General features: G+C 62.2%; 20 protein-coding genes. 6 read left to right on the forward strand and 14 right to left on the reverse strand.

Annotation, left to right across the window (positions count from 1 at the left end; translation table 11 throughout):
* Nucleotides 1-104 precede the first annotated feature (104 nt).
* A complete protein-coding gene (locus CGA22_RS21700; RefSeq protein WP_041024158.1) occupies nucleotides 105-1,427 on the reverse strand; it encodes an MFS transporter in 1,323 nt (440 codons plus the stop codon).
* A 193-nt stretch (nucleotides 1,428-1,620) separates the two neighbouring features.
* Here CGA22_RS21700 and CGA22_RS21705 point away from each other — a divergent pair, with 193 nt between their 5' ends.
* The 3 genes from CGA22_RS21705 to CGA22_RS21715 all read left to right on the forward strand — a co-directional run bounded on the left by CGA22_RS21705 (nucleotide 1,621) and on the right by CGA22_RS21715 (nucleotide 9,148).
* Entirely contained in the window at nucleotides 1,621-3,357 is a 1,737-nt protein-coding gene (locus CGA22_RS21705) for an IlvD/Edd family dehydratase (RefSeq protein WP_041024159.1), read from the forward strand.
* Between the two features lie 223 nt (nucleotides 3,358-3,580).
* Nucleotides 3,581-4,300, forward strand: coding sequence for a FadR/GntR family transcriptional regulator (locus CGA22_RS21710; protein WP_041024160.1), 720 nt, complete (start codon nucleotides 3,581-3,583; stop codon nucleotides 4,298-4,300).
* Between the two features lie 141 nt (nucleotides 4,301-4,441).
* A complete protein-coding gene (locus tag CGA22_RS21715; protein WP_041024161.1) occupies nucleotides 4,442-9,148 on the forward strand; it encodes a dermonecrotic toxin domain-containing protein in 4,707 nt (1,568 codons plus the stop codon).
* Nucleotides 9,149-9,310: 162 nt separating this feature from the next.
* Here the strand turns inward: CGA22_RS21715 and CGA22_RS21720 are convergent, their stop codons facing one another.
* The 8 genes from CGA22_RS21720 to CGA22_RS21755 all read right to left on the reverse strand — a co-directional run bounded on the left by CGA22_RS21720 (nucleotide 9,311) and on the right by CGA22_RS21755 (nucleotide 19,861).
* Nucleotides 9,311-11,686, reverse strand: a complete 2,376-nt coding sequence (locus tag CGA22_RS21720; RefSeq protein WP_041024162.1) for an efflux RND transporter permease subunit — start codon at nucleotides 11,684-11,686, stop codon at nucleotides 9,311-9,313.
* A gap of 43 nt (nucleotides 11,687-11,729) precedes the next feature.
* Nucleotides 11,730-12,782, reverse strand: a complete 1,053-nt coding sequence (locus tag CGA22_RS21725; RefSeq protein WP_041024163.1) for a WD40/YVTN/BNR-like repeat-containing protein — start codon at nucleotides 12,780-12,782, stop codon at nucleotides 11,730-11,732.
* Between the two features lie 518 nt (nucleotides 12,783-13,300).
* The gene (gene pepN, locus CGA22_RS21730; protein WP_041024164.1) at nucleotides 13,301-15,958 is read right to left on the reverse strand and encodes an aminopeptidase N; all 2,658 of its coding nucleotides are present in this window, start codon (nucleotides 15,956-15,958) and stop codon (nucleotides 13,301-13,303) included.
* Between the two features lie 13 nt (nucleotides 15,959-15,971).
* On the reverse strand, nucleotides 15,972-16,802 hold the full coding sequence (locus CGA22_RS21735) for a DUF2797 domain-containing protein (RefSeq protein WP_041024165.1): 831 nt from the start codon (nucleotides 16,800-16,802) through the stop codon (nucleotides 15,972-15,974).
* Nucleotides 16,799-17,059, reverse strand: a complete 261-nt coding sequence (locus tag CGA22_RS21740) for a YeaC family protein (RefSeq protein WP_041024166.1) — start codon at nucleotides 17,057-17,059, stop codon at nucleotides 16,799-16,801. Before CGA22_RS21740 ends, CGA22_RS21735 begins: the two co-directional genes overlap by 4 nt.
* Before the next feature lie 68 nt (nucleotides 17,060-17,127).
* Nucleotides 17,128-18,003, reverse strand: coding sequence for a rhomboid family intramembrane serine protease (locus CGA22_RS21745; RefSeq protein WP_041024167.1), 876 nt, complete (start codon nucleotides 18,001-18,003; stop codon nucleotides 17,128-17,130).
* The gene (locus tag CGA22_RS21750) at nucleotides 18,000-18,974 is read right to left on the reverse strand and encodes a metallophosphoesterase (RefSeq protein WP_177329286.1); all 975 of its coding nucleotides are present in this window, start codon (nucleotides 18,972-18,974) and stop codon (nucleotides 18,000-18,002) included. Before CGA22_RS21750 ends, CGA22_RS21745 begins: the two co-directional genes overlap by 4 nt.
* The gene (locus tag CGA22_RS21755) at nucleotides 18,971-19,861 is read right to left on the reverse strand and encodes an NAD(+) kinase (protein WP_024776985.1); all 891 of its coding nucleotides are present in this window, start codon (nucleotides 19,859-19,861) and stop codon (nucleotides 18,971-18,973) included. Before CGA22_RS21755 ends, CGA22_RS21750 begins: the two co-directional genes overlap by 4 nt.
* Before the next feature lie 103 nt (nucleotides 19,862-19,964).
* On the opposite strand from CGA22_RS21755, the gene CGA22_RS21760 reads away from it, so the two are divergent.
* The gene (locus CGA22_RS21760) at nucleotides 19,965-20,930 is read left to right on the forward strand and encodes a DUF1853 family protein (RefSeq protein ID WP_188258702.1); all 966 of its coding nucleotides are present in this window, start codon (nucleotides 19,965-19,967) and stop codon (nucleotides 20,928-20,930) included.
* Between the two features lie 132 nt (nucleotides 20,931-21,062).
* On the opposite strand, the gene CGA22_RS21765 is transcribed toward CGA22_RS21760, so the two are convergent.
* The 3 genes from CGA22_RS21765 to CGA22_RS21775 form a co-directional block, all read right to left on the reverse strand.
* Entirely contained in the window at nucleotides 21,063-22,346 is a 1,284-nt protein-coding gene (locus CGA22_RS21765; RefSeq protein WP_041024169.1) for an arsenic transporter, read from the reverse strand.
* A gap of 37 nt (nucleotides 22,347-22,383) precedes the next feature.
* Nucleotides 22,384-22,734, reverse strand: coding sequence for a metalloregulator ArsR/SmtB family transcription factor (locus CGA22_RS21770; protein WP_041024170.1), 351 nt, complete (start codon nucleotides 22,732-22,734; stop codon nucleotides 22,384-22,386).
* Nucleotides 22,735-22,880: 146 nt separating this feature from the next.
* Nucleotides 22,881-23,438, reverse strand: a complete 558-nt coding sequence (locus CGA22_RS21775; protein WP_041024171.1) for an NADPH-dependent FMN reductase — start codon at nucleotides 23,436-23,438, stop codon at nucleotides 22,881-22,883.
* 181 nt (nucleotides 23,439-23,619) lie between these two features.
* Here CGA22_RS21775 and CGA22_RS21780 point away from each other — a divergent pair, with 181 nt between their 5' ends.
* Nucleotides 23,620-23,853 (forward strand): hypothetical protein, encoded by a 234-nt coding sequence (locus tag CGA22_RS21780; protein WP_041024172.1) that lies wholly within the window; start codon nucleotides 23,620-23,622, stop codon nucleotides 23,851-23,853.
* 78 nt (nucleotides 23,854-23,931) lie between these two features.
* On the forward strand, nucleotides 23,932-24,825 hold the full coding sequence (locus CGA22_RS21785; protein ID WP_041024173.1) for a LysR family transcriptional regulator: 894 nt from the start codon (nucleotides 23,932-23,934) through the stop codon (nucleotides 24,823-24,825).
* Here the strand turns inward: CGA22_RS21785 and CGA22_RS21790 are convergent.
* Both CGA22_RS21790 and dnaQ read right to left on the reverse strand, forming a co-directional pair.
* Entirely contained in the window at nucleotides 24,791-25,405 is a 615-nt protein-coding gene (locus CGA22_RS21790) for a GNAT family N-acetyltransferase (protein ID WP_041024174.1), read from the reverse strand. The two genes, CGA22_RS21785 and CGA22_RS21790, sit on opposite strands and share 35 nt — an antisense overlap.
* A 195-nt stretch (nucleotides 25,406-25,600) precedes the next feature.
* Nucleotides 25,601-26,353 carry a DNA polymerase III subunit epsilon gene (gene dnaQ, locus CGA22_RS21795; protein WP_041024175.1) on the reverse strand — a complete coding sequence of 251 codons (753 nt, stop codon included), beginning with the start codon at nucleotides 26,351-26,353 and terminating at the stop codon, nucleotides 25,601-25,603.
* Nucleotides 26,354-26,359: the final 6 nt, after the last annotated feature.

Below are 26,359 nucleotides of genomic sequence, written 5' to 3' on the forward strand. Positions count from 1 at the left end.
AGCCTGCTCGCGATGACGGCGGCACATTCAACAGGGATGCAAGCTGACCCGACGCTATCGCGAGCAGGCTCGCTCCCACAGTGGATCGGGGCGCCTCCCCGGAATCAGGTACGCGTCGCCCCCCGCGCACTGGCCGCGAACTGGTCCGCTGGCAGCACATGCTTGCGCTCCAGCAGGCGATACACCACGCCGGTCAACACCAGGCCGAACACCATCACACAGGACAGGAAGTACAGCCCCGATGCCAGGTTACCGGTGTATTCCTTCAGCGCACCGATCACGAACGGCCCGATGTAGCCACCCAGGTTACCCACCGAGTTGATCAACGCAATGCCCGCCGCCGCACTGGCGCCGGCAAAGAATCGTCCCGGCAAGGTCCAGAACACCGCCGTGCAGGAAAACAGTGCAAACGCCACCAGGCACAGCGCCGCCAGTTGCAGCACCGGCACCGACAGCCAGGCGCTGAGGAACAGCCCCATGGCGCCCAAGACATAGAGCACGGCCAGGTGGCCGTAGCGATCATTCAAGCGGTCGGAGCTGCGAGGAATGATCAGCAACCCGACGATGCCAAAAATATAAGGCACCGAAGACACGAAACCGGTCACCAGGTCACTGCCGCCAAACTGTTTGATCAGCGTCGGCAACCACAGGCCCAGACCATAGATACTCAGGGTCACCGGCAGGTAGAACAGCGCCAACAGCAAGACCCGTTTGTCCTTCAGGGCGTGCAGCGGATTACCGTGACGGGTCTGGCCGTACTCCTGCAAATCCTTTTTCAATTCCCCGGTCAGCCAGTCCTTCTCGGCCTGGTCCATCCACTTCACCTGTTGCGGGCCATCCGGCAGGTAGCGTAATACCGGCCAGGTCAGCAGCACCGCCGGCAGGCCGATGACAATGAACAACCACTGCCAGCCGTGCAGGCCCAATACGCCGTCCATGCCCAACAAGCCGCCGGACACGGGACCGGTGATCATCATGGCGATGGGTTGGGACAGAATGAATAGGCCCAGGATCTTGCCGCGATGGCGAACCGGGAACCATTGGGTGATGTAGTACAGCACGCCGGGGAAGAAACCGGCTTCGGCCGCGCCGAGCAAGAAGCGCATCACATAGAAGCTGTGGGGGCCCTGCACAAAGGCCATGCCGATGGTGATGGCGCCCCAGGTGATCATGATCCGGGCGAACCAGCGCCGGGCACCGAAGCGCTCGAGCATCAGGTTGCTGGGAATCTCCAGCAGGAAATAACCGATGAAAAACAGCCCTGCGCCCAGGCCGTAGGCGGCATCGCCGATACCCAGGTCGGCCCCCATGTGCAGCTTGGCAAAGCCCACGGCAGAGCGGTCGACATAGGCGATCAGGTACAGCAGGATCAGGAAGGGAATCAGCTTCAGCGTGATGCGACGGATAAGCCGCAATTCCTGGCTCATGGGACCGGTCTCCGATTGTTGTTGTTATGGAACCTCGGGGGATTTCTCTCGCAAATGCACGCCAGGACAATCCCTCCATTGAGCCGGACTATATAGTAATACTATTTACCCAACAACACTTCCAAACCGTGTAAATTGCGCTTATGTTACGCTTCATCCTGAACAATATAGTCATACAATAAGAGAATCGATCATGGCTGATAAAAAACCCTCCCTGCGCTCGGCCCAATGGTTTGGCACCGCCGACAAAAACGGCTTCATGTACCGCAGCTGGATGAAAAATCAGGGCATCGCCGACCATCAATTCCATGGCAAGCCGATTATCGGCATCTGCAACACCTGGTCGGAACTGACCCCGTGCAACGCGCATTTCCGGCAGATCGCCGAGCACGTCAAGCGCGGCGTGATCGAAGCCGGGGGCTTCCCGGTGGAATTCCCGGTGTTCTCCAACGGCGAATCGAACCTGCGCCCTACCGCCATGCTGACCCGCAACCTGGCGAGCATGGACGTGGAAGAGGCGATTCGCGGCAACCCGATTGACGGCGTGGTGTTGCTCACCGGCTGCGACAAGACCACCCCCGCCTTGCTGATGGGCGCCGCCAGTTGCGACGTACCGGCCATCGTCGTCACCGGTGGCCCCATGCTCAACGGCAAGCACAAGGGCCAGGACATCGGTTCAGGCACGGTGGTCTGGCAATTGAGCGAACAGGTGAAGGCCGGCACCATCACCCTCGACGATTTCCTCGCGGCCGAGGGCGGCATGTCCCGCTCGGCCGGCACCTGCAACACCATGGGGACCGCCTCGACCATGGCCTGTATGGCCGAAGCCCTCGGCACGTCACTGCCCCATAACGCCGCGATTCCGGCCGTGGACGCGCGCCGCTATGTGCTGGCCCACATGTCCGGCATGCGTGCGGTGGAAATGGTCCGCGAGGACCTGAAGCTGTCGAAGATCCTGACCAAGGAAGCCTTTGAAAACGCCATCCGCGTCAACGCCGCCATCGGCGGCTCCACCAACGCGGTGATCCACCTCAAGGCCATCGCCGGGCGCATCGGCGTGCAACTGGAGCTGGACGACTGGACACGCATCGGTCGTGGCGTGCCGACCATTGTCGACCTGCAACCCTCGGGACGCTTCCTGATGGAAGAGTTCTACTACGCCGGTGGTTTGCCCGCCGTACTGCGGCGTCTCGGTGAAGCCAACCTGATCCCCCACCCGAACGCCCTGACCGTCAACGGCAAGAGCCTCGGCGAGAACACCAAGGACGCCCCGATCTACGGCAAGGACGAAGTCATCCGCACCCTGGACAACCCGATCCGCGCCGACGGCGGTATCTGTGTGCTGCGCGGCAACCTGGCGCCATTGGGGGCGGTGCTCAAGCCCTCCGCCGCCACCGCCGAACTGATGCAGCATCGCGGTCGTGCGGTGGTGTTCGAGAACTTCGACGAGTACAAGGCGCGGATCAACGATCCGGAACTGGATGTGGATGCCAGCTCGATCCTGGTGATGAAGAACTGCGGGCCCAAGGGTTATCCGGGCATGGCCGAAGTGGGCAACATGGGCTTGCCGGCCAAGCTGCTGGCCCAGGGCGTGACCGACATGGTGCGGATTTCCGACGCTCGCATGAGCGGCACCGCCTATGGCACCGTGGTGTTGCATGTGGCACCGGAGGCCGCGGCCGGCGGTCCGCTTGCAGCGGTGAAGGAAGGTGATTTCATCGAGCTGGATTGCGCCAGCGGCCGCCTGCACCTGGACATTTCCGACGCCGAACTCGCCGCCCGCCTGGCCGACCTGGCCCCGCCACAGCAGCTGCTGGTGGGTGGCTACCGCCAGCTGTACATCGACCATGTGCTGCAAGCGGACCAGGGCTGCGACTTCGACTTCCTGGTGGGCTGCCGCGGCGCCGAGGTGCCGCGACACTCTCATTGATCCCACCAAATCCCTGTGGGCTTTTGTGGGAGCTGAGCTTGCTCGCGATAGCGGTGTAACAGACAACAGAGATGTTGACTGGAAGGGCCTCATCGCGAGCAAGCTCAGCTCCCACAAAGCCCCACAAGGGATTTGTGTCCACCTCAAAATCGCACTAGCGACCCGCCCTCGCTGCGCCTGCTATCATGCGCAGCATCTCCCCCACCGGATCGCGCCGTACCCCATGGATTACCGCAAACCCTCCGACCGCAAAAGCATGCACGCGCGCATCGTCCAGGAACTGGGCATGCAGATCGTGTCCGGACGCTTCAAGCCCGACGACAAGTTACCTGCCGAAGCCTTGCTGTGCGAAGAATACGCCGTGAGCCGTCCGGTCCTGCGTGAAGCCACCCGGGTGCTGGTCGCCAAGGGCCTGGTGTATTCGCGGCCGCGAGTGGGCACGGTGGTCAAGGCCCGGCGGGAATGGCACATGCTTGATCCGGATGTGCTGCACTGGCTGATGCAGAGCAGCCCACAGAACGAGTTCTTCGGCTTGCTGACCAGCGTGCGCAGCATCATCGAACCGGCCGCCGCCGCCCTGGCCGCACAGTTCGCCACCGACGCCGACATCGCCGCCATCCGCGAAGCCTACGAGCGCATGGACGCGGCACCGACGCCCGAAGCGCTGTTGCAACCGGACCTGGATTTCCATAGCCGGATCGCCGACGCCACCCACAATGACCTGCTCGCCAACCTGTGCAACATGTTGTCGGTGGCCATCGCCGAAGCGCTCAAGCATTCCAACCAGCGCCCCAACCTGCATGAACTGGCGATGCCACGGCACAAGGCGATCCTCACCGCCATCGAGAATCGCGACGCCCTCGGCGCCCGCCATGCGACGTTGGTGCAACTGGACGACGCCCGCAGCGCACTGAACGTGGTACTGGGCAACGACCCCAGCTGATCCCCCGCTAGTGTTGCCGAACAGCCCCGGCACACTTCCTCCCGGGCACGGTGGTATCTATCTACCACCCACACCGGACTGAGCAGTCGATACTTTTCAAGCCGTCATCCCGACGGCCATGTTTTGTGAAAAGGACTTCTCATGACCACCCCCTCCGCCGCCGGCTCGATCCCCGCGCTGGCCCAAAGCGTCAGTCTGCACTTTGCCAGTCGCCCGACCTTCGAACAGGTCGCCCGACGCATGCTCGAACAAGCGATCAAGCAAAGAGACCCCTGGCTGAAGATCGACCTCTCCAAGACCCAATTGGCAATGCCAGACCCGGCCACGCGCGGTTGGCATTTCCAGCCTTTGATGTCCGCAGTCCTCGATTACCTGGCCAGCGGCACGCCCCCGGACTTCGACCCACAGGGCGCGCTTGACTGTTTTCTCTCCGACAGCCCGCCACGCCGCCTTTGGTCAGGCGCTCGGGGACTGGACATGCAGCTCATCAAGAAATCCATACTTGAACTGGCCTGGACCCTGCCGATCGGGTTGGAGGATGCGCTGGTCCGTTACTGGAACGAGGACATCGACAGCGGTGACCAGACCACTACAAGTGGCCGAACCAGCCGCTGGTGCTGGCTCAGCGATGTACTCAGGAACACACTGAGTATCCGTGGGCTGCAACAACCCGGGCTCACGGATACGGCACGGGAAGCCCTGGACCAGATCGTCCGTTGGCCGGACCGGGCGCTGCGCTTTTGTCGCAACCGACAGGCACCGGTGTACGCCTACAGCCTGGAGACCCGGCTCACCCAGGGCACCCACAGCAGCGTGCTGGTCGGCAGCGATATCCTCCTGGTTCGCGTCACGAGGGGCACCACCGAATTCCTGCTGTGCAGCCCCGGCAGCGCCGTGCGGTCCTTTACCTCCCTGGAAGCCTTCAATCAGCATTGGGGCGAGTCGATTGCAGGCCAATACACCGTCGACACCATCACCTGCCAACGCTACGAGATCAGCGACAACGTCTTCGAGCGCCAGGCGGCGATGTTGCTGGAGCAGCAATTGGCCGACTTGAAAGCTGTACAACTGCCAGCCCGGATCGACCTGCCGGAGCTGAAACGCCTCTACGCCGACTTGAGCGACCCGGCGCGCTCCCTGCTGGAGACTCCCCGGCCGTCGCCCGACACGTCGGCACGCCTTGGGCCGCTGTTGCCCGAATGGCTGAAAGACGCCTCCATCGTCGACCAGACGACCTTCCAGCACTACAGCCTGGCCCTGGCCAGCGCGAAAAAACGCCATCAGGGCCAGACCTTCCTCAGCGACATCGACGACATCAGGGCCTTTACCGCCGACGCCCTGCTCAACCACCTGCGGGATACCAATGACAAGCGACCGGACAAGCTGCCAACGAGCCGCTACCAGCCCGACGATGTGGTGCTGACGTTCAGTGTTTCGGCGGGCTATCCCGGGACCATCGGTCTCACCGAGAAGCGGCAGATGAGCCTGACCGAACTGGCCATCCACAATCTCGTCGCCCGCCCCAGCGGCACCTTCACCCTCAGCCATTGCCTGGGCCAGACGCTGCCGGCCTGGCTGACGCCGGGTTTCATAACCGGCTTGATCGAACAGGTCGATATTGGCGCGACCTATCCTAGCTATCTGCAACAGCACTTGCTCGGCGATTCGCCCCAGGCGCAGAACCGGCAACGGATCTTCGCCGAGCAGCTCCCGGCGCAACTGATGCTCGAGGCGTTGAAGCAGAAGCTGAACCGCGAGAACGGCGTGACCCTCCAAGGTCTGCGGTTGCTGGAGGCCGTCCTGCAACCCGACGCGGCGAGCCAGCAGGTCGAGGGTCGCCCGGCGGTGATTCGCCACCTGGCTTTGCTGCGCAAGCCCCAGGCACAGCCCGATATCGTGACCAACATGTTCGTCATCGAAGCGCAGGACGTCGCCACCGGCCCGCACCTGTTGTATCGGCCGCTCTACGCGCCCTCGCTGCAAGAATTCCCCACGCGCGAAGCGCTGTTGCAGGCCATCGCCGCCACCGGAAGTCTGCAGGACAGCATCCTGACCTGGCTGCCCGACTCCGCACGCCCGATCTACGCCAACGGTGGTTTCCTGGAACCCCATATCGTGCGGTTCTTCAGCGGTGACGAATTCAGTGTTCCCGACAAACCCGCCCCAGCTACCCTCGCCGTCGACGACACCCGCGGCGAACTAATGCAATCGCTGCAGGAGGGCGAGCTGATGCAGTACCTCTACGGCTGCAACGCCCAGGCCCTGGTCACCCAGGCCGACCGGGACTCGGTATCCAACAGCGAGAGCCGCTGGGCGGTGCTGCTCGAAGGTGGCGGCCTGTTGTTCAACACGCTGCTGTTTCCTTTGCTGCGCGGCCCGGCCATGACCACCGTCTGGCTCTGGAACCTGATGGCCAGCGCCCAACAGGACATTCCGGCGCTGACCGGTGAGGACCCGGTGGCCCGGGAGCTGGCGGCCGTCGATCTGCTCGTCAACCTGGCCCTGTTGGTGAGCCAGTTGCCCGCAGGTCACGGGCCTGCGACGCGTGCGAGCGTGCCCGAGTCGATAAAGGAGCAGGCCATGCGCCCTCCAGCGCCCCGCGCCATCGCCGAGCAGTGGCCTGCACCGGAGGCGCCTACCCTCGTGGAGGGCACTGTCACCTTGCCCGACGCCCACACCGATACCGGCAGCGGACGCCTGGATTTCAATTTCGCCAGGGCCAGTGGTCGCCTGACGCCGGTACTTCAGGCCAGGCTGCAGCGCTTGCAGGTCTCGCCTCCCGCTTCCCCGCTCGCACCGATTGAGAACGGTCCCTACAAGGGCTTGTATGTGATCGATAATAAATGGCATGCCAAGGTTGAAGGTGCCCTGTATCGGATCACGCCTGAAGCGGGTGGCAGCGCAACCATCGTCGACCCGCTCGATCCACTGGACCCCGACAAGAACGGTCCGCCGCTGCGAGTCGATACAAACGGACACTGGCACCTGGATCTGCGCTTGCGCCTGCTCGGTGGTTCACCGCCCAAGCGGGTGGACGCACAGCGTCGCATCAACCTGCAGCGAGCCCAGCAGTTGACCGAAGAATCCAGCCGGTTGGAGGCGCAAGATGCCGATCGACAAAAAGCCCTGGACGTGGCCCAGCAAGTCATGACCCGGACCGAGGAAGGCAGTAACTACACCGAAGCCCAGCGGGCGGCGAAACGCAAGATTTTCTATGACCTGCTCAAGGAGCAGACCGAGATGTACCTGACGCTGGCGAACAGTGCGGCCGAACGCACCAGTCTGGGCATCGGTTTCCCGTCCGGCTACATGCATGTGCTGATGGAAAACGTGATCAACAATGCCCGCAAGGCGTTCGTGATCACCGAACAGGAACTCCTGGCCCTTCAGCAAGCACATCCTCAGTTTGGAGAGTCTGCGAACATCAAGGAAATTGTCATCCGTGACGTCGAGTCCTATATGAAGTACCTCGACACCAAGAGCAACATCAATGACCGGGCGATCCACTGGCTGGAACTCAAGGACGATTACCTGGAGCGGCTATTGAACCTCGATGCGTCGGGCGCACGGGCGTTCGAACGGCTGACCCGCAACCGTCCCGCCAATGAGAGTAACGCCTTCGGCATTAAAATCCGCCAACTCACCACGCTCCCCATGCTGTCGGTGAGGAACCGGCAATCCGCCCTGCCTGATCGCCTGCTTCACATTCTCATACCGTTGATGGAGCACATCCGCTCCCACGATGACCTGCAAACATACGACGTCTCCCCGTCAGACAGAATCGAAGTGCTGGAAAGCCTGACCGAGCATTATGGCAAGACCCTGGATACGCTGAAGGGGACGAAAGCCCTTTACCTGGATGACCTCAACGAATCCTATTTCGACAGGGTGGTCCAACTGGTCGAGGACCTTTACCAGGAGGTCTCCGGCAAACTCGCCGCTGAAATCAAACCCGAGCCAAAACCGCGCAAGCGTGTACCGAAACGCCCCAGGACCGGCGCCGGGGTGCCGCAGAAAAAGCTGATCAGAACCCGCCACAATGGCGTCTTGATCGGCGACCTGAAACCCGCCGGCACGAGCCTGCCCATCGAAGTCGTCGAAATGCACTCCAAAGGCAGCAACCAGATTCTCGCCACCTATTCGCGCCACGAGGATGTCTGGGATGTGGTCGATGTACGCCGCCCGACCCCGGCGCCCCAGACACGATCGATCAAGGCGATCCGGGCCCATGGGCGAGAACTGCTCGACGAGCTGGACAAGCGCATGAGCCGCGCCGAAAGCTACAAGACCCACTGCCGTCATCCTCAGGAAATCGAGGAAATCCTCAACAATGAGGCGAGTCACTTCCGCACGCTTTCCGAAGAACTCGACCGGGCGCTCACCGCATCGCCAGCCTCGCGCACTCCGGCAACCGAAGCGCTGGGCCGACTGCTGTCGGACGCCGCTACCCAACTGACCACCAAGGGCAGTGACCTGCGCATCGAACTGAGCCTGAAACTGCCACCCACCGACGGCAACCTGCGGTTCCTGTTCGAGAAAAACCTGATACAGGTGGCCCGGCTCGGCGACCGCACGGCCCTGCAAGGCACCCGCAAGGATTTCCTCCAGGAATACGCCATCAACGACCGTGACGGCTTCCCGATCTGGTACGCGCATTTTCATTACGAAGCGGCCGACACGCCGAAAGAAAACTTCAGCGTCGCGCACCTCAAGACCAAGGAGCAACGCAAGGAGCACTACCATTCACTGCTGGCCAAGGCCACCAGCCCTTATGCAGTGGTGAACGTGCACCGGGGGCAGATCAGCAAGTCGCTGGCGCAGAGCAGGTTCTTGCCGTTGGCGCCCTGACAAAAGCTATGGCGCTGCTCCTGTGGCGAGGGGATTTAGCGAAGCGTCGCACCGCCCCGCTCTGTGGGAGCAAAGCTTGCTCGCGATAGCGACAGACCAGTCAACATTGTTGCTGACTGGCTTATCGCTATCGCGAGCAAGCTTTGCTCCCACAGGTATCGATCAATGGGCAAACAACGAATTACCCCGCTGCCCCGCCAGTTTCTCAGGCTTGATCAGGAACCGCGCCAGCGCCGGCAACAGCCACAACGCACCGAACATGTTCCACAGCAGCATGAAGGTCAGCATCAACCCCATGTCCGCCTGGAACTTGATGGCCGAGAAGATCCAGGTGCACACCCCGATCGCCAGGCACAGGCCGGTGAACAGCACGGCCTTACCCGTGGACTTCAGCGTCTGGTAATAAGCTTCCTGCAACGGTAACCCGGCCCGCAGGAAGCTTTCCAGGCGGCTGTAGATGTAGATGCCGTAGTCGACGCCGATTCCCACCCCCAACGCCACCACCGGCAGGGTCGCGACTTTCACGCCAATGCCCATGAAGGCCATCAGGGCGTTGCCCAGCACCGAGGTCAGCACCAGCGGCAGCACGATGCACAGGGTCGCCGCCCAGGAGCGGAAGGTGATCATGCACATGGTCGCCACGCAGATGTACACCAGGATCAGGATGGTCAGTTCCGATTCCTTGATCACTTCGTTGGTCGCTGCTTCGATGCCGGCGTTACCGGCGGCGAGGATGAATTCCAGGCCGTCGCGGTTGTTTTCCTTGGAGAAGCCCTGCACCGCCTTCACCGCGCGATCCAGGGTCTCGGCCTTGTGGTCGTTGAGGAACACCAGCACCGGTGCCAGGGAACAGCTGTTGTTGTACAGGCCATCGGCCCGGGCAATGGAGTTGTTCAGCACGTCAGGGTTGCGCGACAGGGTTTCCCATTTCAGGTTGCCCTCATTCATGCCCTTGATCATCTGCTTGGACACGGTCACCAGGGAAATCGCCGATTGCACGCCCTCGGTGTTCTGCATCTTCCACATCAGCTCATCGATCGGTGCCATGGCTTCATAGCGCGAGCAGCCTTCGGCCTTGGTCTTGACCATCACCACCAGCACGTCGGAACTGGTGGAGTAATTGCTGATGATGAAGTTGTTGTCCTGGTTGTAGCGCGAGTCCGGACGCAGTTCCGGCGCACCCTGGTCGAGGTCGCCGATCTTCAGGTTCTGGCTGTACCAGAGGCCGCCACCGAAGGCGAGCACGGCCAGGGCAATGGACACCGGCGCGACCTTGGCGCTGGCGAAGTTCGACAGCGACCGCCAGAACGGATGCTCGCGGGTCGCGTCTTTCTTGCTGCGCTCGATGGCACGCTTGCTGATGCCGACGTAGGAGATGGCCACCGGCAGCAGGATCAGGTTGGTGAACACGATCACCGCCACGCCGATGGACGCCCCGATGGCCAGCTCGCGGATCACACCGATGTCGATGATCAGCAAGGTAATGAACCCCACCGCATCCGCCAGGATCGCGATCATCCCCGGCAGGAACAGTTGCCGGAAGGTGCGCCGCGCCGCCGTCAGGGCGTTGTCCGCCTCGCTGGACTGCAGGGCGATGCCGTTGATTTTCTGCACCCCGTGGGAAATCCCGATGGCGAAGATCAGGAACGGCACCAGCATCGAATACGGATCCAGCCCGAACCCGGCCGCGTGCATCAACCCCAACTGCCAGACCACCGCCACCAGCGTGGTGCTCAACACCGCGACGGTGCTGCGCATGCAGTGGGTGAACCAGTACAACAGGACCAGGGTGATGACGAAGGCCACGCCGAAGAACATCACCACCATGATCAGGCCATCGATCAGGTCACCGACCTTCTTCGCGAAACCGACGATGTGGATCTGTACGTTGGGGTTCTGGGCTTCGAACTTGTGGCGGATCTTGTCTTCGAGCTCATGGGAGAACTTCTGGTAGTCCAGCTTCAGCAACTTGCCCTGGTCCTGGGGATCCGGGTAGGACTCCAGCAACGGGATGTCGACGATGCTCGATTTGAAATCGTTGGCCACCAGGCGTCCGACCTGACCGGACTTGAGCACGTTGTTGCGCAGCAGCTCGAGGCTGTCGGCCGAGCCGTTGTAGCTCTGGGGGATCACCTCGCCGCCGGCAAAGCCCTCTTCCGTCACTTCGGTCCAGCGCACGCTCGGGCTCCACAGCGACTTGAGGCCGGAACGGTCGACACCGGAAATGTAGAAGACCTCGTCATGGATCTGGCGCAAGGTCTCCATGTAGTCCTTGGAGAAGATGTCGCCGTTGGTGGCCTCCACGGAAATCCGCACGGTGTTGCCGAGGTTCGCCAGGTCGTTGCGATGTTCGAGCATCTTCTCGATGAACGGATGCTCAAGGGGGATCATTTTTTCGAAGCTGGTGGACGGACGGATCAGCGTGGCCTGCCAGAACAGGAAAATACTGACCAACAGGCAAATGACGATCACTGCCGGGCGGTTGTTGAAAATCAGGCGCTCGAGAAACGTCGCCTTGTCTTGGTGATGACTGCTCATGGGGTCCGCCTTCTTGTTATTGTGCCCGACTCATATCCGCGGCTCATTTGTTCAGTTCAGCGCCGCTGGCCGTGGTGATGCGCACGCCACCCTGCCCTGCCAGGATCAGGTTGCCATTGCCCGCCGCCGTGACGGCGGCCACGGAAATCCGGTCCGGACGGTTGAAGACGCTGAAGGTCACGCCGTCATCGGTGCTGCGCACCACGCTGCCGCCGTTGCCGACGATCACGATGGAGCCGTCCGGCAACAAGGTCGCGCCTGAAAGACCAAACTCCAGGACACCTCGGGCGGCCTTGAGCTCGACCTGCTCCCAGGAGCCGCCAAAATCGGTGGAGCGGTAGAGGTTGCCGCGCAAGCCGTAGGCCAGCAGCGTCGAAGGTTGGGCGGTGCCGATGACGCCGAACAGTGAACCTTCGTATGGGCCTTCGACCTTTTCCCAGGTCTGGCCCCAGTCGGCGGAACGGAACATGCTGCCGGCCTCGCCGACGATGAACAGCCCGGCGTCTTTGACCGAGGCGATGGCGTTGAGGTGGAACTGATCTTCGTTGTCGAGACGGTCGCTGGCGTCTTCCCAGTGTTTGCCACCGTCGGTGGTTTCGAGCAACGCGCCGTAGGCGCCCACGGCGAAACCCTGGCTGGCGTCCTTGAACCAGACGTCCAGCAGCGGCGCTTCACGGGTGAGGTCCTCGTACTGTCGGGTCCAGGTGCTGCCGCCGTCTTCGCTGGCGAGGATCTGCGCATCGTGCCCCACGGCCCAGCCATGCTTGTCATCGACGAAGAATACGGCTGTGAGCAGTTGGCGGGTCGGCACCTTGGCCTGGGTCCAGGAACGGCCCTGGTCGTCGGAATAGACAATGTGCCCACGATCACCGACCGCCACCAGGCGCTGGCCGGCGTGGACGACGTCGAGCATCAGGGTCTTGCTGGCCTTGGCCGACTCGACCGAATAGATGACGTCGGTTGTCGTGGCTGCAACGGCCAGCGCCGGAGCCGACAACACCACAGAGCCCAGCAGCGAGAGCGCCGAGGCCAGCAACGCGACTCGGCGCAGCACCGGCTGGCGGGCGCGACCCATGGCCATGACAGGCTCGTTCATAGACCTTTTCCCCCATTATTATTGTTAGGCCATGCGGCCTTTCAGGGCGCCGTAGGCAGCTCGATCGGGGCGCAAACCTGCAATCTAGAGCCACTTCGGAAGCTGACCTATCCTATCGGGCTTTCGGAAGACCTGACAATCGACGCCGCGTTATCTTTTGTTAACCAGGGGGGTTGGCGCAGGGGGTGAATGGTGGGGTATTCGGTGGGGTGATAAGCGATTATTTCAGAACCGGCATTGATCGTTCCCACGTTCCGCGTGGGAATGCAGCCATGGACGCTCCCCGTCCGCTTTGAGCCATGACGCAGAGCGTCACCAGATGCGTTCCCACGCGGAGCGTGGGAACGATCAGTGCCCCTGCGGGGGAACGATCAATCGAGTCAAGCCAGACTCTTGCTCACCACCTCGAACACATCGCTGGACAGCCCGCCTGATGCGAGGATGCACTCCAGTTATCGATCGTTCCCACGCTCCGCGTGGGAACGATCAGTGCGCCTGCGTGGGAGCGATCAACCGAGTCAAGCCAGGCTCTTGCTTACCACCTCGAACACATCGCTGGACAGCGCGCCGGACGCCAGGATGCGTTCCAGTTCGGCTTTCATCAGCGCCTGGCGGGCGCTGTCGTATTTGCGCCAGCGGGTCAGCGGCGCCAGTTGTCGCGAGGCGATCTGCGGGTTGAAGCCGTTGAGCTGGATGACCAGGTCCGCCAGAAAGCGGTAACCCGAGCCGTCGGCGGCGTGGAAGTTGATCAGGTTCTGCCCGGCAAACGCACCGATCAGCGCCCGCACCTTGTTCGGGTTCTTGATGTTGAACGCCGGGTGTTCCATCAGCGCCTTGACCCGCGCCAGCCCACCCGGCAGCGGGCTGCCGGCCTGGACGCTGAACCACTGGTCCATGACCAGCGGGTTGCCCTTGAAGTTTTCCGCAAACACTTCCAACGCCCGGGCCTTCTCGGTTTCGAACGGCGAATTGACCAGCACCGCCAGTGCAGTCAGGCGTTCGGTCATGTTGTCGGCGCTGTCGAACTGCTCCAGGGTGGCACTCAGCACCTCGGGCTTGTCCGTCAGCATCAGGTACGACAAGGCGATGTTCTGCAACGCGCGGCGGGCAAAATGCTCGGCTTCGGCCACATAGGGCGTGCGTTTCGACAAGTCGCGATTGGCCTCGTAGCGCAACCACAAGGCCTCGAACAGGTTGTCGGCCAGTTGCTGGCGAGCGAACTCACGGGCGGCATGGATCGCCTCGACGTCGGCCACTTCGCTGATTTCCGTCAGATAGGCTTCGCTTGGCAACGAGAGCATTTCCGCGACCATGGCCTGATCCAGGGATTCGTCCGACAGTACTGTGCGCAACGCGCTGACCAGACGTGGGTCCAGCACCAGGCTCTCGCCCTTCTGATGCTGGGCAATCAGTTCCTGCAACACCTGCACCGACAGTTGCTGGCCGGCATCCCAGCGGTTGAAGCCGTCGCTGTCGTGCTGCATCAGGAACATTAGTTGGTCGCGGTCGTACGGGAAGCTCAGCTTCACCGGCGCCGAGAAGCCTCGCAACAAGGACGGCAGCGGTTTTTCGGCGATGTCGACGAAGGTGAAGGTCTGCTCGGCTTCGGTCACCGAGATCACTCGGGACGTGCCGTCTGCCGCCGCCTCGCCGCTCAGGCGCAGGGGGATCTCGGCGCCCTGGCTGTCCAGCAGACCCAGTTCGACGGGAATCACGAACGGCAGTTTTTCCGCCTTGTCCGGGGTCGGCGGGCAGCTCTGGCGGAAGGTCAGGCTGTAGGTCCGGGCGGCCGCGTCAAAGGACTCGCTGACCGCCAGCCGTGGCGTACCGGCCTGGCTGTACCAGCGCTTGAACTGGGTCAGGTCGACGCCGTTGGCATCTTCCATGGCCTTGACGAAATCGTCGCAGGTCACGGCCTGGCCGTCGTGGCGCTGGAAGTACAGGTCGCTGCCCTTGCGGAAGCCCTCAGGGCCCAACAGCGTATGGATCATGCCGACCACTTCCGAGCCCTTTTCGTACACAGTCAGGGTGTAGAAGTTGGAAATCTCGATGAAGCTGTCCGGGCGCACCGGGTGGGCCATGGGACCGGCGTCTTCGGCGAACTGGTGGGTGCGCAGGTAGGCCACGTCCTGGATGCGCTTGACGGTGGCGGAGTTCATGTCGGCCGAGAACCCGGCGTCGCGGAACACCGTGAAGCCTTCCTTGAGCGACAGCTGAAACCAGTCGCGGCAGGTCACGCGGTTGCCCGACCAGTTATGGAAATACTCGTGGGCAACGATGGCCTCGACCCGCTGGTGCGCAGCATCGGTGGCGGTTTCGGCACGGGCCAGCACCGCGCTGGAGTTGAAGATATTGAGGCCCTTGTTCTCCATGGCGCCCATGTTGAAGTCGTTGACCGCGACAATCATGAAGATGTCCAGGTCGTATTCACGGCCGTACACCTCCTCGTCCCAACGCATGGACTTCTTCAGGCTGGTCATGGCGTGCTGGCATTTGTCGATGTTTTCCGGCTCGACGTAGATGCGCAGCGCCACGGTGCGTTCGGTCATGGTGGTGAAAGTGTCTTCGACGCACCACAGGTCACCGGCCACCAGGGCGAACAGGTAGGCGGGCTTCTTGAACGGGTCTTCCCAGGTCACCCAGTGCCGGCCGTCTTCGCCGGGGCCGCTGGCAATCGGATTGCCGTTGGACAGCAGCACCGGATAGCTGTGCTGCTCGGCCACCACGGTGGTGGTGAACTTGCTCATGACGTCCGGGCGGTCGAGGTAGTAGGTGATCTTGCGGAAACCTTCGGCCTCGCACTGGGTGCAGAACATGCCGCCGGATTTGTACAGGCCCTCCAGGGCCGTGTTGGTTTCCGGGTGGATCCGCACGGTGGTGTCGACCGTGAACGCCTGGGACTTGGGCTGCACGGTCAGGTGGCTGTCGTCCAACTGGTAATCGCCCGACGCCAGGTCGGTGTCGTCGAGCTTGATGGAGACCAGCTCCAGATGCTGCCCGTCGAGCACCAGCGGCGGCAGCCCGGCACCGCGCTCGGGGTTGCGACGCATCACCAGTTGCGCATGGACCAGGCTGTGGTCCTCGAACAACTCGAAGGTCAGGTGTGTCTCGTCGATCAGGTACTCGGGGGCCTGATAGTCCTTCAGGTAGATCATCTTCGGTTGTTCGGTGCGCATGGGTCGAATCCTTCTACTGATGCACGGCGAGCTGGTAAGCCGTGTATTTACGAATGTTGATCACGCCGGTGTCGAAAATCAGGTACTGGCCCTTGATCCCCAGCAGCGTGCCTTCGGCAATCGGGTCCTTGTCCAGGTTGAAGCTGACGATCTTGGCCGGATATTGCTCCACCGGATAACGGATCTCGAGCGGTTCGACGTCCGCTATGGTCTGGATCGCCTGCAGGCCGAATCGTTCCTGCAAGCCCTGCAATCCCGGGGCGCAACTTTCAAACAACGAATCGCGGATCCGCGGCAGATCCACCGCAACCGCATCGCCCTTGAGCAAGGCGCGCCAGTTGGTCTTGTCCGCCACCTGGCTGCGGAACAGGTCTTCGACGAACCCCGACTGCTGACGCGTGGCCACCCGCAGGATCGGCAACGCCTGGCTCGCGCCCTGGTCCAGCCAGCGGGTCGGCAGTTGCGTGGCGCGGGTAATCCCGACCTTCACGCCCGAGGAGTTGGCCAGGTACACCACGTGATCGGTCATGCAGAACTGCTCGCCCCACGCAGGCTCGCGGCAGGTGCCCGCCTCGAAATGACAGCGCTCGGGGCTCATGATGCAAATATCGCATTGCGCCAGTTTGGTCATGCAGGGGTAGCAATAACCCTGGCTGAAGCTGGTCTTGGTCCGGCGCCCGCAGTGGCTGCAGTGGATCGCGCCGAGAAACTCCAGGCGCACCGTACTGCCGATCAACGGGTTGACCGGCACCTCGACATCGCCCAGGCGAAAGGCATATTGAACGGTCGGCCCATCCAGGCGCGCCGACATCTTGCTGATTGCACCGCGGCCAATCTCGATCAATGGATGGCATCCGACTTGAACAGGATGTTCGGCACCTCGATCGACTTCGACTGGCACTCCTGCGGGCCCATGTAGCCGGTGCGCTCTTCTTCGGGCAGGTTCTGGATTTCCCAGGCGATCATCGCCTGCAACGACAACTCGCGTTGCTCGGCGGTGAGCTTGTTGCCATCGGCCCATTTACCGATTTCCACGGCCAGCTTAAGGCTCTTGTAGATATCGGGGGTGATGTTCTGGATCATTTCATTGAACGAGGACATGGGGTCTCCGCGCGTTCGTTTAAGTGCCAATAATAAAAAAGGTAAAGCTGACTATTGGGGCATTCGAATCATTGCCGGGGCATTTTACGACGGGCGAAGAGCCCGCCCAACAAGCCAGTGAGGCAACCGACGAGCAGGCCGCCGACATGAGCCCCGTTGGCGATTTCGCCGAAGCCGATCATCGAGACCAGCCCGGAAAGGCACAGCGCCAGCCACACCAGCATCATCACCAGGACCCCACGGGGCAAGTGATAAGCCGGGTTCGGCGCCAGCAGTTGATAGATCCAGCAGTGGCCCAGCAGACCGTACAACACCCCGGACAAGCCACCGAACAGCGTCGCCCCGCTGACAGCATACTGGACGAAATTGGACACGAGGCTGAACAGCAGCGTCAGCCCGAGCAGATTGATACTGCCCTGGCGCGCTTCGATCCGCCGCCCCAGCTCCCAGTACCACATGCCATTCATGGCGATGTGCAGGAAGCCGAAGTGAATCAGCATCGGTGTCACCAGGCGCCACCACTGCCCCGCCGCCAGGCTGTCGGCCAGGGGCGAGAACTGGATGTAGTCGCCGACGACGCGAAACTCCAGGAAGGTCAGCCACCGCAGTGCCTGGAGATTCTCCCCCAGCAGGGTCACCGCGCTGACAATCAGACTCAGCAACAGCACCAGGGTGGTGACGGGGCTGCGGGTCAGTTGTTCGACGATTCCAGGCCGCCGCGAACCAGTGCCCATGGCTGGGAGCTCCAACAGCTGCTCCGGATCGCCCACCGGAAAGCGTGCGTACAGGGAGCGCACGTCTTCACCGATCTCGTCCGGCACCCAGAGCACCTGCTCGCCCGCCTCTTCGCTGACGCGGTGAGGCACCTGCATGCGCTGCAACAGCTTGACGAAACCGCTCAGGTCCACCGCCAACGGCAGGCGCAACACCGCGACGAGGCTCATTTCACCATCTCCGGACGTTCCACATCGACCCAGACGAACTTGTGCGGGTCCAGCTGGGTTTCCTGGTCCAGGCGATAGGCGGCCAACTTGCCGTAGAGCACCGCGCTGTAGTCCAGGCACGCCAGGTTCGCGCGGATCGGCGCGGGTTTGCCGCTGCGCCAGTAGTGACCGACAAACAGCAGTGGCTCATCGGCGCCGTAGCGCAGCAGGTTGTTCTTTTCATCCGGGGACAGTGGCCTGCGTGCCACCGGCTCGGGCAAGGCATCGGGTTGGAACACGATGTCCCCGTAGGTTTTCGGATCGTCCTCCCAGAACTTGGTGCGGAAGAAGGAACGGGTCAGGCCATCGCCCCCGGTCAGGGTCATGCCGTGGGGCAGGCGCATGTCGGTGCCTCGCAGCAGGCGATCGAACACCGTGCAGGCGAAACTGCCCGCCTGCGCCGAAGCCTGGAGAAACGGTTCGTCGATCCGACCGTCCGGGAACAGGCCCCGCAACGGTTCGATCAGGCCGGCATCCCAGCAGGCATGCACCACCCGGAAACGACCGGCGTCGACAAACAGCGGCAGCTCGTAGAACCACTGGAGGAAGTCGTGCCATTCGTCGGGGTATTGCTCGAACTGGGTCAGGGTTTCCTTGAGCAGACGGGCATGGCGCGGCGTGTGTTCACGCACATGGCGCTGGCCGCTGCCGGGCGGTGCCGGCGTGCTCCAACCCAGGGCGTTGAACTCGTGGTTGCCCATGATGCACAACGCCTGGCCGGCCACCACCATGTCGTGGACGATGTGCAACGCCTCGCGGATCCGCGGCCCACGGTCGATGATATCGCCCAGGAACACGGCCATGCGCGACGGATGCCGCCAGACCCCGCCCTGCTTGTGGTAACCGAGTCGGTCCAGCAGGTGTTCCAGGGTCAGGGCGCATCCGTGCACGTCACCGATCAGATCGTAACTGCGCGCAGGATCGAGCATCAGTCGCCTCTACCTCCCAATCGACTGCCCCAGCCGAGCTTGGTCCGGCAGACTTCATAATAATTGTGATCCAGCGGATGGATCAGGCGCAGCTTCTGCGCCTTCTTGCTGACGGTGATGGTGTCGCCCGGCGCGCAGGTGAAATGGTTCTGGCCATCGCAGGACACTTGCGGGTAGATCTGCATATCCTTGGACACTACGATTTTCAGCTCACTGTTGCCATCGACCACGATGGGTCGCCCAGACAAGGTATGGGGGTACATGGGCACAATCACAATAGCGTCGAGCTTGGGGTGCATGATCGGGCCACCGGCGGACAGCGCGTAGGCGGTGGAACCGGTGGGCGTGGCGACGATCAGGCCGTCGGCCTTCTGGCTGCAGACGAACTGGCCGTCGATGTACAGCTCGAATTCGATCATGCGCGTGGATTTGCCGGGGTGCAGCACCACGTCGTTGAGGGCGTCGCCCTGGCCGATGGCCTCGGCGTGACGGCGGACCTCGGCTTGCAGCAGGAAGCGGTTTTCCACCAGATAATGGCCGTCGAGCACCTCGGCCACTTTGGTTTCCAGCTCGTCTGGGCGGATATCGGTGAGGAAACCGAGGCTGCCGCGGTTGATCCCCAACACCGGAATGTTGTGCCGCGCCAGGGCCCGTGCGGCTCCCAGCAGGCTGCCGTCGCCGCCGACCACGATAACCATGTCGCAGACCTCGCCGAGCATCTTGCGCGACGAGGTCTGCAGGCCATGGCCCGGCAGCACTTCGGCGATGGTATCTTCGAGGATCACATGCAGGTGCCGCTCCAGGAGAAAACGTTTGAGGCGGCGAACGGTGTCCAGGACCTGCGAACTGCCCAGGCGACCGATGATGCCGATATTACGAAATTGCTCCATGGGGCTCCTGCAAGGGTCTGCGGCGGGCGAAAAACCCGATTATGGGCGAAAGCGGCCCATAGACAAAATTCTTTAAGCCTTCCCTACAGGCTATGCTCGCAAAATGATCCTGTTTCCCGAATTGCTGGACCTGCCCCGCCGCTTGCGCCATCCCGAGGTGCGCGATCTTGCGTGGGTGATACTCGCCCCGCCGATGCTCATCGACACGCCCTGGCCCCAACGTCATCCCCTGACCGGCAGCGACTGGGTGCAACACCCCCATCGGCTGGAACATTGGCTGCAGCAGCTGGACCGCGACAGCTACCCGTTGCTGCACTGGCTGTCCCAGGGACGAACCCAGCGCCTGGGCCTCTATTACGAACGGTTATGGCAATTTGCTGTGCAACATGCGCCGGGCATCGAACTGATCGCCGCGAACCTGCCGATCCGCCGCGAAGGCCAGACCCTGGGTGAACTCGACCTGCTGCTGCGCGACAAGGACGGCATCCATCACCTGGAACTGGCGATCAAGTTGTACCTCGGACCGCAACAGGGTGATGGCCGGGACCCTGCGCAATGGCTTGGCCCGGGCTGCCATGACCGGCTCGACCGTAAACTGACCCATCTGCGGGAACACCAGCTACCGATCTCGGCACGCCCGGAGAGCCGTGAAGCCCTGGCGGCACTGGGCATTGAACCCTCGGGCCTCGAGCGGTTCCGCTCCGAACTCTGGCTGGGAGGCTACCTGCTCTATCCCTGGCCCGGACAGGCCGAACCGCCAAGTGGCGCGCACCCCAGACACCTGCGGGGCAGCTGGCTGCGCCACCGGGACTGGCCGGCGTTCATCGCCCAGCGTCCGCCGGGTCGCTGGCAACCCCTGCCCCGCGCCGCCTGGCTGGCCCCGGCCCACTATCCAGCGGAGCAGACCTGGAGCACCGCTCAACTGGACGCCTGGCGAACGGCCCTGGACCCGATGGCGCCTGCACAGTTGATGGTGCGCCTGAATGAAAACGCCGGAGGTGAGTGGGAAGAGGCCGAGCGGGTGTTCCTGGTGGCGGATCCGTGGCCGGATGTGCCGGGCAATGGTTGAATTCAGCGGTGCCTGAGCGGGCCCCATCGCGAGCAGGCTCGCTCCCACAATGGATCTCCAGTGAACACAAATTTTGTGATTGCCCTGGATCCCCTGTGGGAGCGAGCCTGCTCGCGATAGCGTCGCTACGGTCTAGAACGACAAGCGCAACGCCAACGCAGCCAACGTCACCAGCAACACCGGCACCGTCAACACCACCCCGACCTTGAAGTAATAGCCCCAGCCAATCCGGATATCCTTGCGCGCCAGCACATGCAGCCATAGCAGCGTTGCCAAGCTACCGATCGGCGTGATCTTCGGCCCCAGGTCGCTGCCGATGACATTGGCGTAGACCATCGCCTCCTTCACGGCACCGGTGGCATGGCTGGCGTCAATGGATAACGCACCGACCAGCACCGTTGGCAGGTTGTTCATGACCGACGAGAGCAACGCCGTCAACACCCCAGTGCCCATGGCCGCGCCCCACACGCCGTAACCGGCGAACACGTCGAGCCAGCGGGCCAGGGAGTCGGTCAGTCCGGCATTGCGCAAGCCGTAAACCACCAGGTACATCCCCAGGGAAAAGATCACGATCTGCCACGGCGCTTCCTTCATGGCTTTGCGGGTGGAGATCTTGTGACCGCGAGCGGCGACGGCCAGCAGCAACGCGGCGCAGACGGCCGAAATGGCACTGATGGGAATGCCCAGGGGCTCCAGGGCAAAGCACCCCAGCAACAGAATCACCAACACGACCCAGCCGGCATAGAACGTGGCGGTGTCGTGGATGGCACTTGCTGGATCGTCCAGTTGATGCGGGTCGTAGTCCCGCGGGATATCGCCGCGGAAAAACCACATCAGGATCGCCAGGCTGGCCGCCACGGCCACCAGGTTCACCGGCACCATCACCGCCGCGTAGCGGTTGAAGCCGATGCCGAAGAAGTCCGCCGAGACGATATTCACCAGGTTCGACACCACCAGCGGCAGGCTCGCGGTGTCGGCTATAAAGCCAGCTCCCATCACGAAAGCCAGAGTCGCCGCCGGGGAAAACCGTAGGGCCAGCAGCATGGAAATCACGATAGGCGTGAGAATCAGCGCCGCGCCGTCGTTGGCGAACAACGCCGACACCAGGGCACCGAGCAGCACCATGTACGCGAACAGCTTGCGTCCACTGCCCCGCCCCCATCGAGCCACGTGCAGCGCCGCCCAGGCGAAGAACCCCGCCTCGTCCAGCAGCAGGCTGATGATGATCAGCGCGACGAAGGTGCCGGTGGCATTCCAGATGATCTGCCACACCAGCGGGATGTCAGAGATCTGCACCACCCCGCTCAACAACGCCAGCAGCGCGCCGAACGTCGCGCTCCAGCCGACGCCAAGCCCTTTGGGCTGCCAGATCACCAGGGTAATGGTCAGCAGGAAAATCAATGACGCGACTAGCATGCGCTACAGCCTTGGAAAGAGAGATTGATAAGAAGCGTCAGCAGCAACGCGCCACCGGACGATCGGCCATCACCGCCAGGCGCTCGACATCCGCCGCCAGCCAGGCCGCATTAGCCGCCAACGCCTGCTCCAGCAAGGTGCTGATCCAGGCGGGCAATTGTGGATGCAGACGGTAGTAGACCCACTGCCCCTGCCGTCGGTCACTGAGCAAGTCGGCATGACGCAACTGCGCCAGGTGCCGGGAGATTTTCGGCTGGCTCAGGTCCAGCGCGGCGGTGAGCTCACAGACACACAACTCCCCCTCGCGAGCCAGCAGCAACGCAATGCGCGTACGGGTGTCATCGGCCAGTGCCTTGAAAACCTCGACGGGATTGTGGGGATTGGACATGACGGAAAAAAGTCTGGGGAAGCGAAGGACGAATATATGGAAATGCGAATATTCAGTAAAGCGGCGATTGGTGTTGGAAGCCCCCCCTGTGGCGAAGAGATAAATCCCCTCGCCACAAGTGTTTGTCTGCCTGAGTGCCGGGGACATCAAACCTTTTTATGCTGCTCCACCCACTGACCATAGGCATTGATGAATTTCTGCAGGAACGGCTTCACCGACTCCGACACATGCCCTGCCTCGTCGAACGCCGTGCCGGCATTGCTCAGGTAGCCTTCCGGTTGTTGCATGCACGGCACGTCGAGGAACACCAGGGACTGACGCAAATGATGGTTGGCGCCAAAACCGCCGATGGCACCCGGCGAGGCGCTGATCACTGCGCCCGGCTTGCCGCTCAGGCAGCTCTGGCCGTAGGGGCGCGAACCGACGTCGATGGCGTTCTTCAACGGTGCCGGCACGGAACGGTTGTACTCCGGAGTGACGAACAACAAGGCGTCGGCGGCGCCTACCCGCTGGCGGAAGGTGCTGTAGGCAGCGGGAGGCGAGACATCAATGTCTTCGTTGTAGAGCGGCAAGTCGCCTATCTCGACGATCTCCAGCTTCAGGTTGGCCGGCGCCAGGTCCGCCAGCGCCAGTGCCAACTTGCGATTGATCGACGCCTTGCGCAGGCTTCCCACTAAAACGGCCACTGTATAGACATTACTCATTGGAGGTTCTCGCTAGGGATCAAAGGGACTCTACTTATAGATGATCGGGCGGATTATTGGACCAGCGGAAAGCCGAAAACCTGCCGCCTGGACTATTTTTTTCTTGTAGGAAAACTTCCCGCGCGTGGGCAGGGTCTACAGAACCGTAAATCGAGTGATCTATTTCCAGAGGTTCTAAGCAATGGCAGCAGTACTTGTCGGACAATTTCATGCGCGGGACGCCGAAGGTCGCGTCTATTCGGTGCATGAGTTTCAGGAATCGACCCCGTCGCCGGACGGAAACGGCAAGGAGCCTGTCACCACTTACAAACTGGCCATCGGTGATCGCGTCAGCAAGCTCGATGAAGAAAGGTTTCTGCTGGTGCAGTCCGGTATTGAATTGGTGCGCGAACCCGAAACACAAATAGCTTTATGACATAAGCAGAAGTCATGCCCGGACTTGGGTTAGGATTCAGCCATTGAATGGCTCCCCCGCCGCACATGGACTTCTTGCATGCGACTACGCCACATCGAAGTGATCCAGGCGCTGCTGCAGACCGGCCACCTGGGCACGGCGGCCGAATGGCTGCAACTGCCGGTCGCTGAAGTCGAGTCGACCCTGCGCGATGCCGAAGCTCAACTGGGCTTCATGTTGTTCGCCAGCGTGCGCGGACGCTTGCAGGCCACTCGGGAAGCCCTTGAACTGCGCGACGGCATTACCGGCGTGTACGACGCCCTTGAGCCGGTGCAGCGCTTGGCCAGCAGTTTGAAACACTACCAGGCGCCGCCCCTGCGGATCATCTGCACCCCGCCACTGGCCCAGCAATTATTGCCCCGCAGCATGGCTGCCCTGCGCCGCCGCTACCCGGATGCGCCCTGCACGCTGCTGAGCCAACCGACCCGCGAGGTCGTCCGCAGCCTGCTGCTGCGCGACAGCGACCTGGGTCTGAGCCTGCACGACCCCGAGCACCCCGACATCCATTGCCAGATGATCGCCCAGGGCAAACTACAATTGCTGGCCCCTCACGGCTGGCTGCAGCCACGGCAAAAATACATTTCGCTTCAGGATCTGGCGGGGCAATCGCTGGTAGGGCTCGATGGGCAGGACCCACTGAGCCCCGCGTTCGACAATAAACTCGGAGCGCTGCGCCCGGCACCGGTGATCCAGATCCGCGTCCAGACCCACCAGATGATGCGCGCCATGGTCGAGGCCGGCGAAGGCCTGGCCATCGTCGATCCCTTTACCGCCTCGGGCGCCAAGGATGGCGGGTTGGACATATGCCCGGTGTCGCCCGCCATTCCCATCTGCCTCTACGCCCTGCGCCTGACCGGCGCGCCCGCGTCACCCACGATTCAATCGCTGCTGGAGCTGGTTACGGAACAAGCCGAGGCGTTGCTGAACCATTAACCGACATACCCAGCGGATCGTCGAACAACCGGTACCAGAACAACGCCACTTCGGCGGTATGCCGGTCAATGCCGCGATAGCGCAGCTGATCGATCCCGCCGAGCACATAACCGCAGCGCTCGTAGAGCCGACAGGCCCCCAGGTTGTTGTTCTGGGTTTCCAGCATGATCCCCGGCAGTTTTTTCTTGCGGCTCCAGAATTGCGCCACGTCGAGCAAGGCCTTGGCCACTCCATGACGCCGGGCCGGGGCATGCACCGCCAGTTCGTCGATGTGGGCAAAGCCGTTCCAGTTGGTGCTGATCACCAGATGCCCCACCGGCTGGTCGTCCAGGTAGGCCATGAAGATTTCGCTGTCCGGCGCGTCGTGGAAGCTGCTGAACTCTTCCGGGTCGATGCCATAGCACTTTCGATAGGGAACAATGGGCGTGACTGGCCATTGGCTCACGGGACGACCGATCTGCGCCGTGCCATAGGCGCTGACTTCGAAACTGAAATCACTGCCCCATATGTACGCAGCGAAGCCGTCATCGACGACCCGCACCGACAGGCCGGGGTGTTTGGGATTCATGACCGATTGCATACTGGGAAAGGTCCTCATTCCTTGAGCCAACCAACGGCACGTTGCAATCCATTGCCCTTGCCTCTCGAAACTGTGTACATCAAGCGGCTACCCATGGACTGCCGTTACCTCAGGTTAGAAGGTACTGGCGATTGTGGCGAGAAATGAACAATAAACAATGACACTACTACTCCCACAGGGATTCACATCAATTCCTCACTGACCGGCTTCAGCCAACTGAGTCCACAGTGCCGGGGCGCCGGCGGACTTGGCGATGGCTTCCAGGCGTGCGGCATGTTCGACCAGGTCGGTTTCGCTGGCACGGATGATCCGGGCGGGCCGACGGTCGGCGGGCAAACGCCGAATTTCGCTGGCCTGGGCGCCCGAGCCTTCGCCGGTCCCATTGCCGTCCGACGCGTTGCCGGCCAGGGACAGGCTGGTCTGGCCACCGGTCATCGTCAGGTAGACGTCGGCAAGAATCTCGGAGTCGAGCAAGGCGCCGTGCAGTTCACGGCCGGAGTTGTCGACACCATAGCGCTTGCACAAGGCGTCGAGGCTGTTGCGCTGTCCCGGATGCCGCTCGCGGGCCATCATCAGGGTGTCGAGGATCGTGCAATGCCGGGTGATGTCGGCCCGGTCGTGCTGGCCCATCAAGGCGAATTCGTTGTTGATGAAGCCAACGTCGAACGCCGCGTTATGAATGATCAGTTGCGCACCCTGGATGAACTCGAAAAATTCATCGGCCACTTCGGCGAAACGCGGCTTGCCCACCAGGAATTCGTTGGTGATGCCGTGGACGCCGATGGCGCCCTCGTCACTTTCGCGGTCCGGTTGCAGGTAGACATGGAAATGGCGACCGGTCAGCCGCCGACCGATCAGCTCGACACAGCCGATCTCGATAATCCGGTGACCATCGGTCACCGGCATGCCGGTGGTTTCGGTATCCAGTACAACAGATCTGTTGGCCATCAGTGT

It is taken from the genome of Pseudomonas sp. PSB18 (assembly GCF_014596565.1).
Lineage (GTDB): Bacteria > Pseudomonadota > Gammaproteobacteria > Pseudomonadales > Pseudomonadaceae > Aquipseudomonas.

What these genes read in the sequence shown, in the direction of transcription:
- CGA22_RS21740 (WP_041024166.1), bottom strand. Translation starts at nt 17,059, where the DNA reads ATGTCCTCGTTCAATGAAATGATCCAGAACATCACCCCCGATATCTAC.
- dnaQ (WP_041024175.1), bottom strand. Translation starts at nt 26,353, where the DNA reads ATGGCCAACAGATCTGTTGTACTGGATACCGAAACCACCGGCATGCCG.
- CGA22_RS21780 (WP_041024172.1), top strand. Translation starts at nt 23,620, where the DNA reads ATGGCAGCAGTACTTGTCGGACAATTTCATGCGCGGGACGCCGAAGGT.
- CGA22_RS21755 (WP_024776985.1), bottom strand. Translation starts at nt 19,861, where the DNA reads ATGGAGCAATTTCGTAATATCGGCATCATCGGTCGCCTGGGCAGTTCG.
- CGA22_RS21720 (WP_041024162.1), bottom strand. Translation starts at nt 11,686, where the DNA reads ATGAGCAGTCATCACCAAGACAAGGCGACGTTTCTCGAGCGCCTGATT.
- CGA22_RS21790 (WP_041024174.1), bottom strand. Translation starts at nt 25,405, where the DNA reads ATGCAATCGGTCATGAATCCCAAACACCCCGGCCTGTCGGTGCGGGTC.
- CGA22_RS21785 (WP_041024173.1), top strand. Translation starts at nt 23,932, where the DNA reads ATGCGACTACGCCACATCGAAGTGATCCAGGCGCTGCTGCAGACCGGC.
- CGA22_RS21770 (WP_041024170.1), bottom strand. Translation starts at nt 22,734, where the DNA reads ATGTCCAATCCCCACAATCCCGTCGAGGTTTTCAAGGCACTGGCCGAT.
- CGA22_RS21765 (WP_041024169.1), bottom strand. Translation starts at nt 22,346, where the DNA reads ATGCTAGTCGCGTCATTGATTTTCCTGCTGACCATTACCCTGGTGATC.
- pepN (WP_041024164.1), bottom strand. Translation starts at nt 15,958, where the DNA reads ATGCGCACCGAACAACCGAAGATGATCTACCTGAAGGACTATCAGGCC.
- CGA22_RS21705 (WP_041024159.1), top strand. Translation starts at nt 1,621, where the DNA reads ATGGCTGATAAAAAACCCTCCCTGCGCTCGGCCCAATGGTTTGGCACC.
- CGA22_RS21715 (WP_041024161.1), top strand. Translation starts at nt 4,442, where the DNA reads ATGACCACCCCCTCCGCCGCCGGCTCGATCCCCGCGCTGGCCCAAAGC.
- CGA22_RS21725 (WP_041024163.1), bottom strand. Translation starts at nt 12,782, where the DNA reads ATGAACGAGCCTGTCATGGCCATGGGTCGCGCCCGCCAGCCGGTGCTG.
- CGA22_RS21710 (WP_041024160.1), top strand. Translation starts at nt 3,581, where the DNA reads ATGGATTACCGCAAACCCTCCGACCGCAAAAGCATGCACGCGCGCATC.
- CGA22_RS21775 (WP_041024171.1), bottom strand. Translation starts at nt 23,438, where the DNA reads ATGAGTAATGTCTATACAGTGGCCGTTTTAGTGGGAAGCCTGCGCAAG.
- CGA22_RS21745 (WP_041024167.1), bottom strand. Translation starts at nt 18,003, where the DNA reads ATGAGCCTCGTCGCGGTGTTGCGCCTGCCGTTGGCGGTGGACCTGAGC.
- CGA22_RS21700 (WP_041024158.1), bottom strand. Translation starts at nt 1,427, where the DNA reads ATGAGCCAGGAATTGCGGCTTATCCGTCGCATCACGCTGAAGCTGATT.
- CGA22_RS21760 (WP_188258702.1), top strand. Translation starts at nt 19,965, where the DNA reads ATGATCCTGTTTCCCGAATTGCTGGACCTGCCCCGCCGCTTGCGCCAT.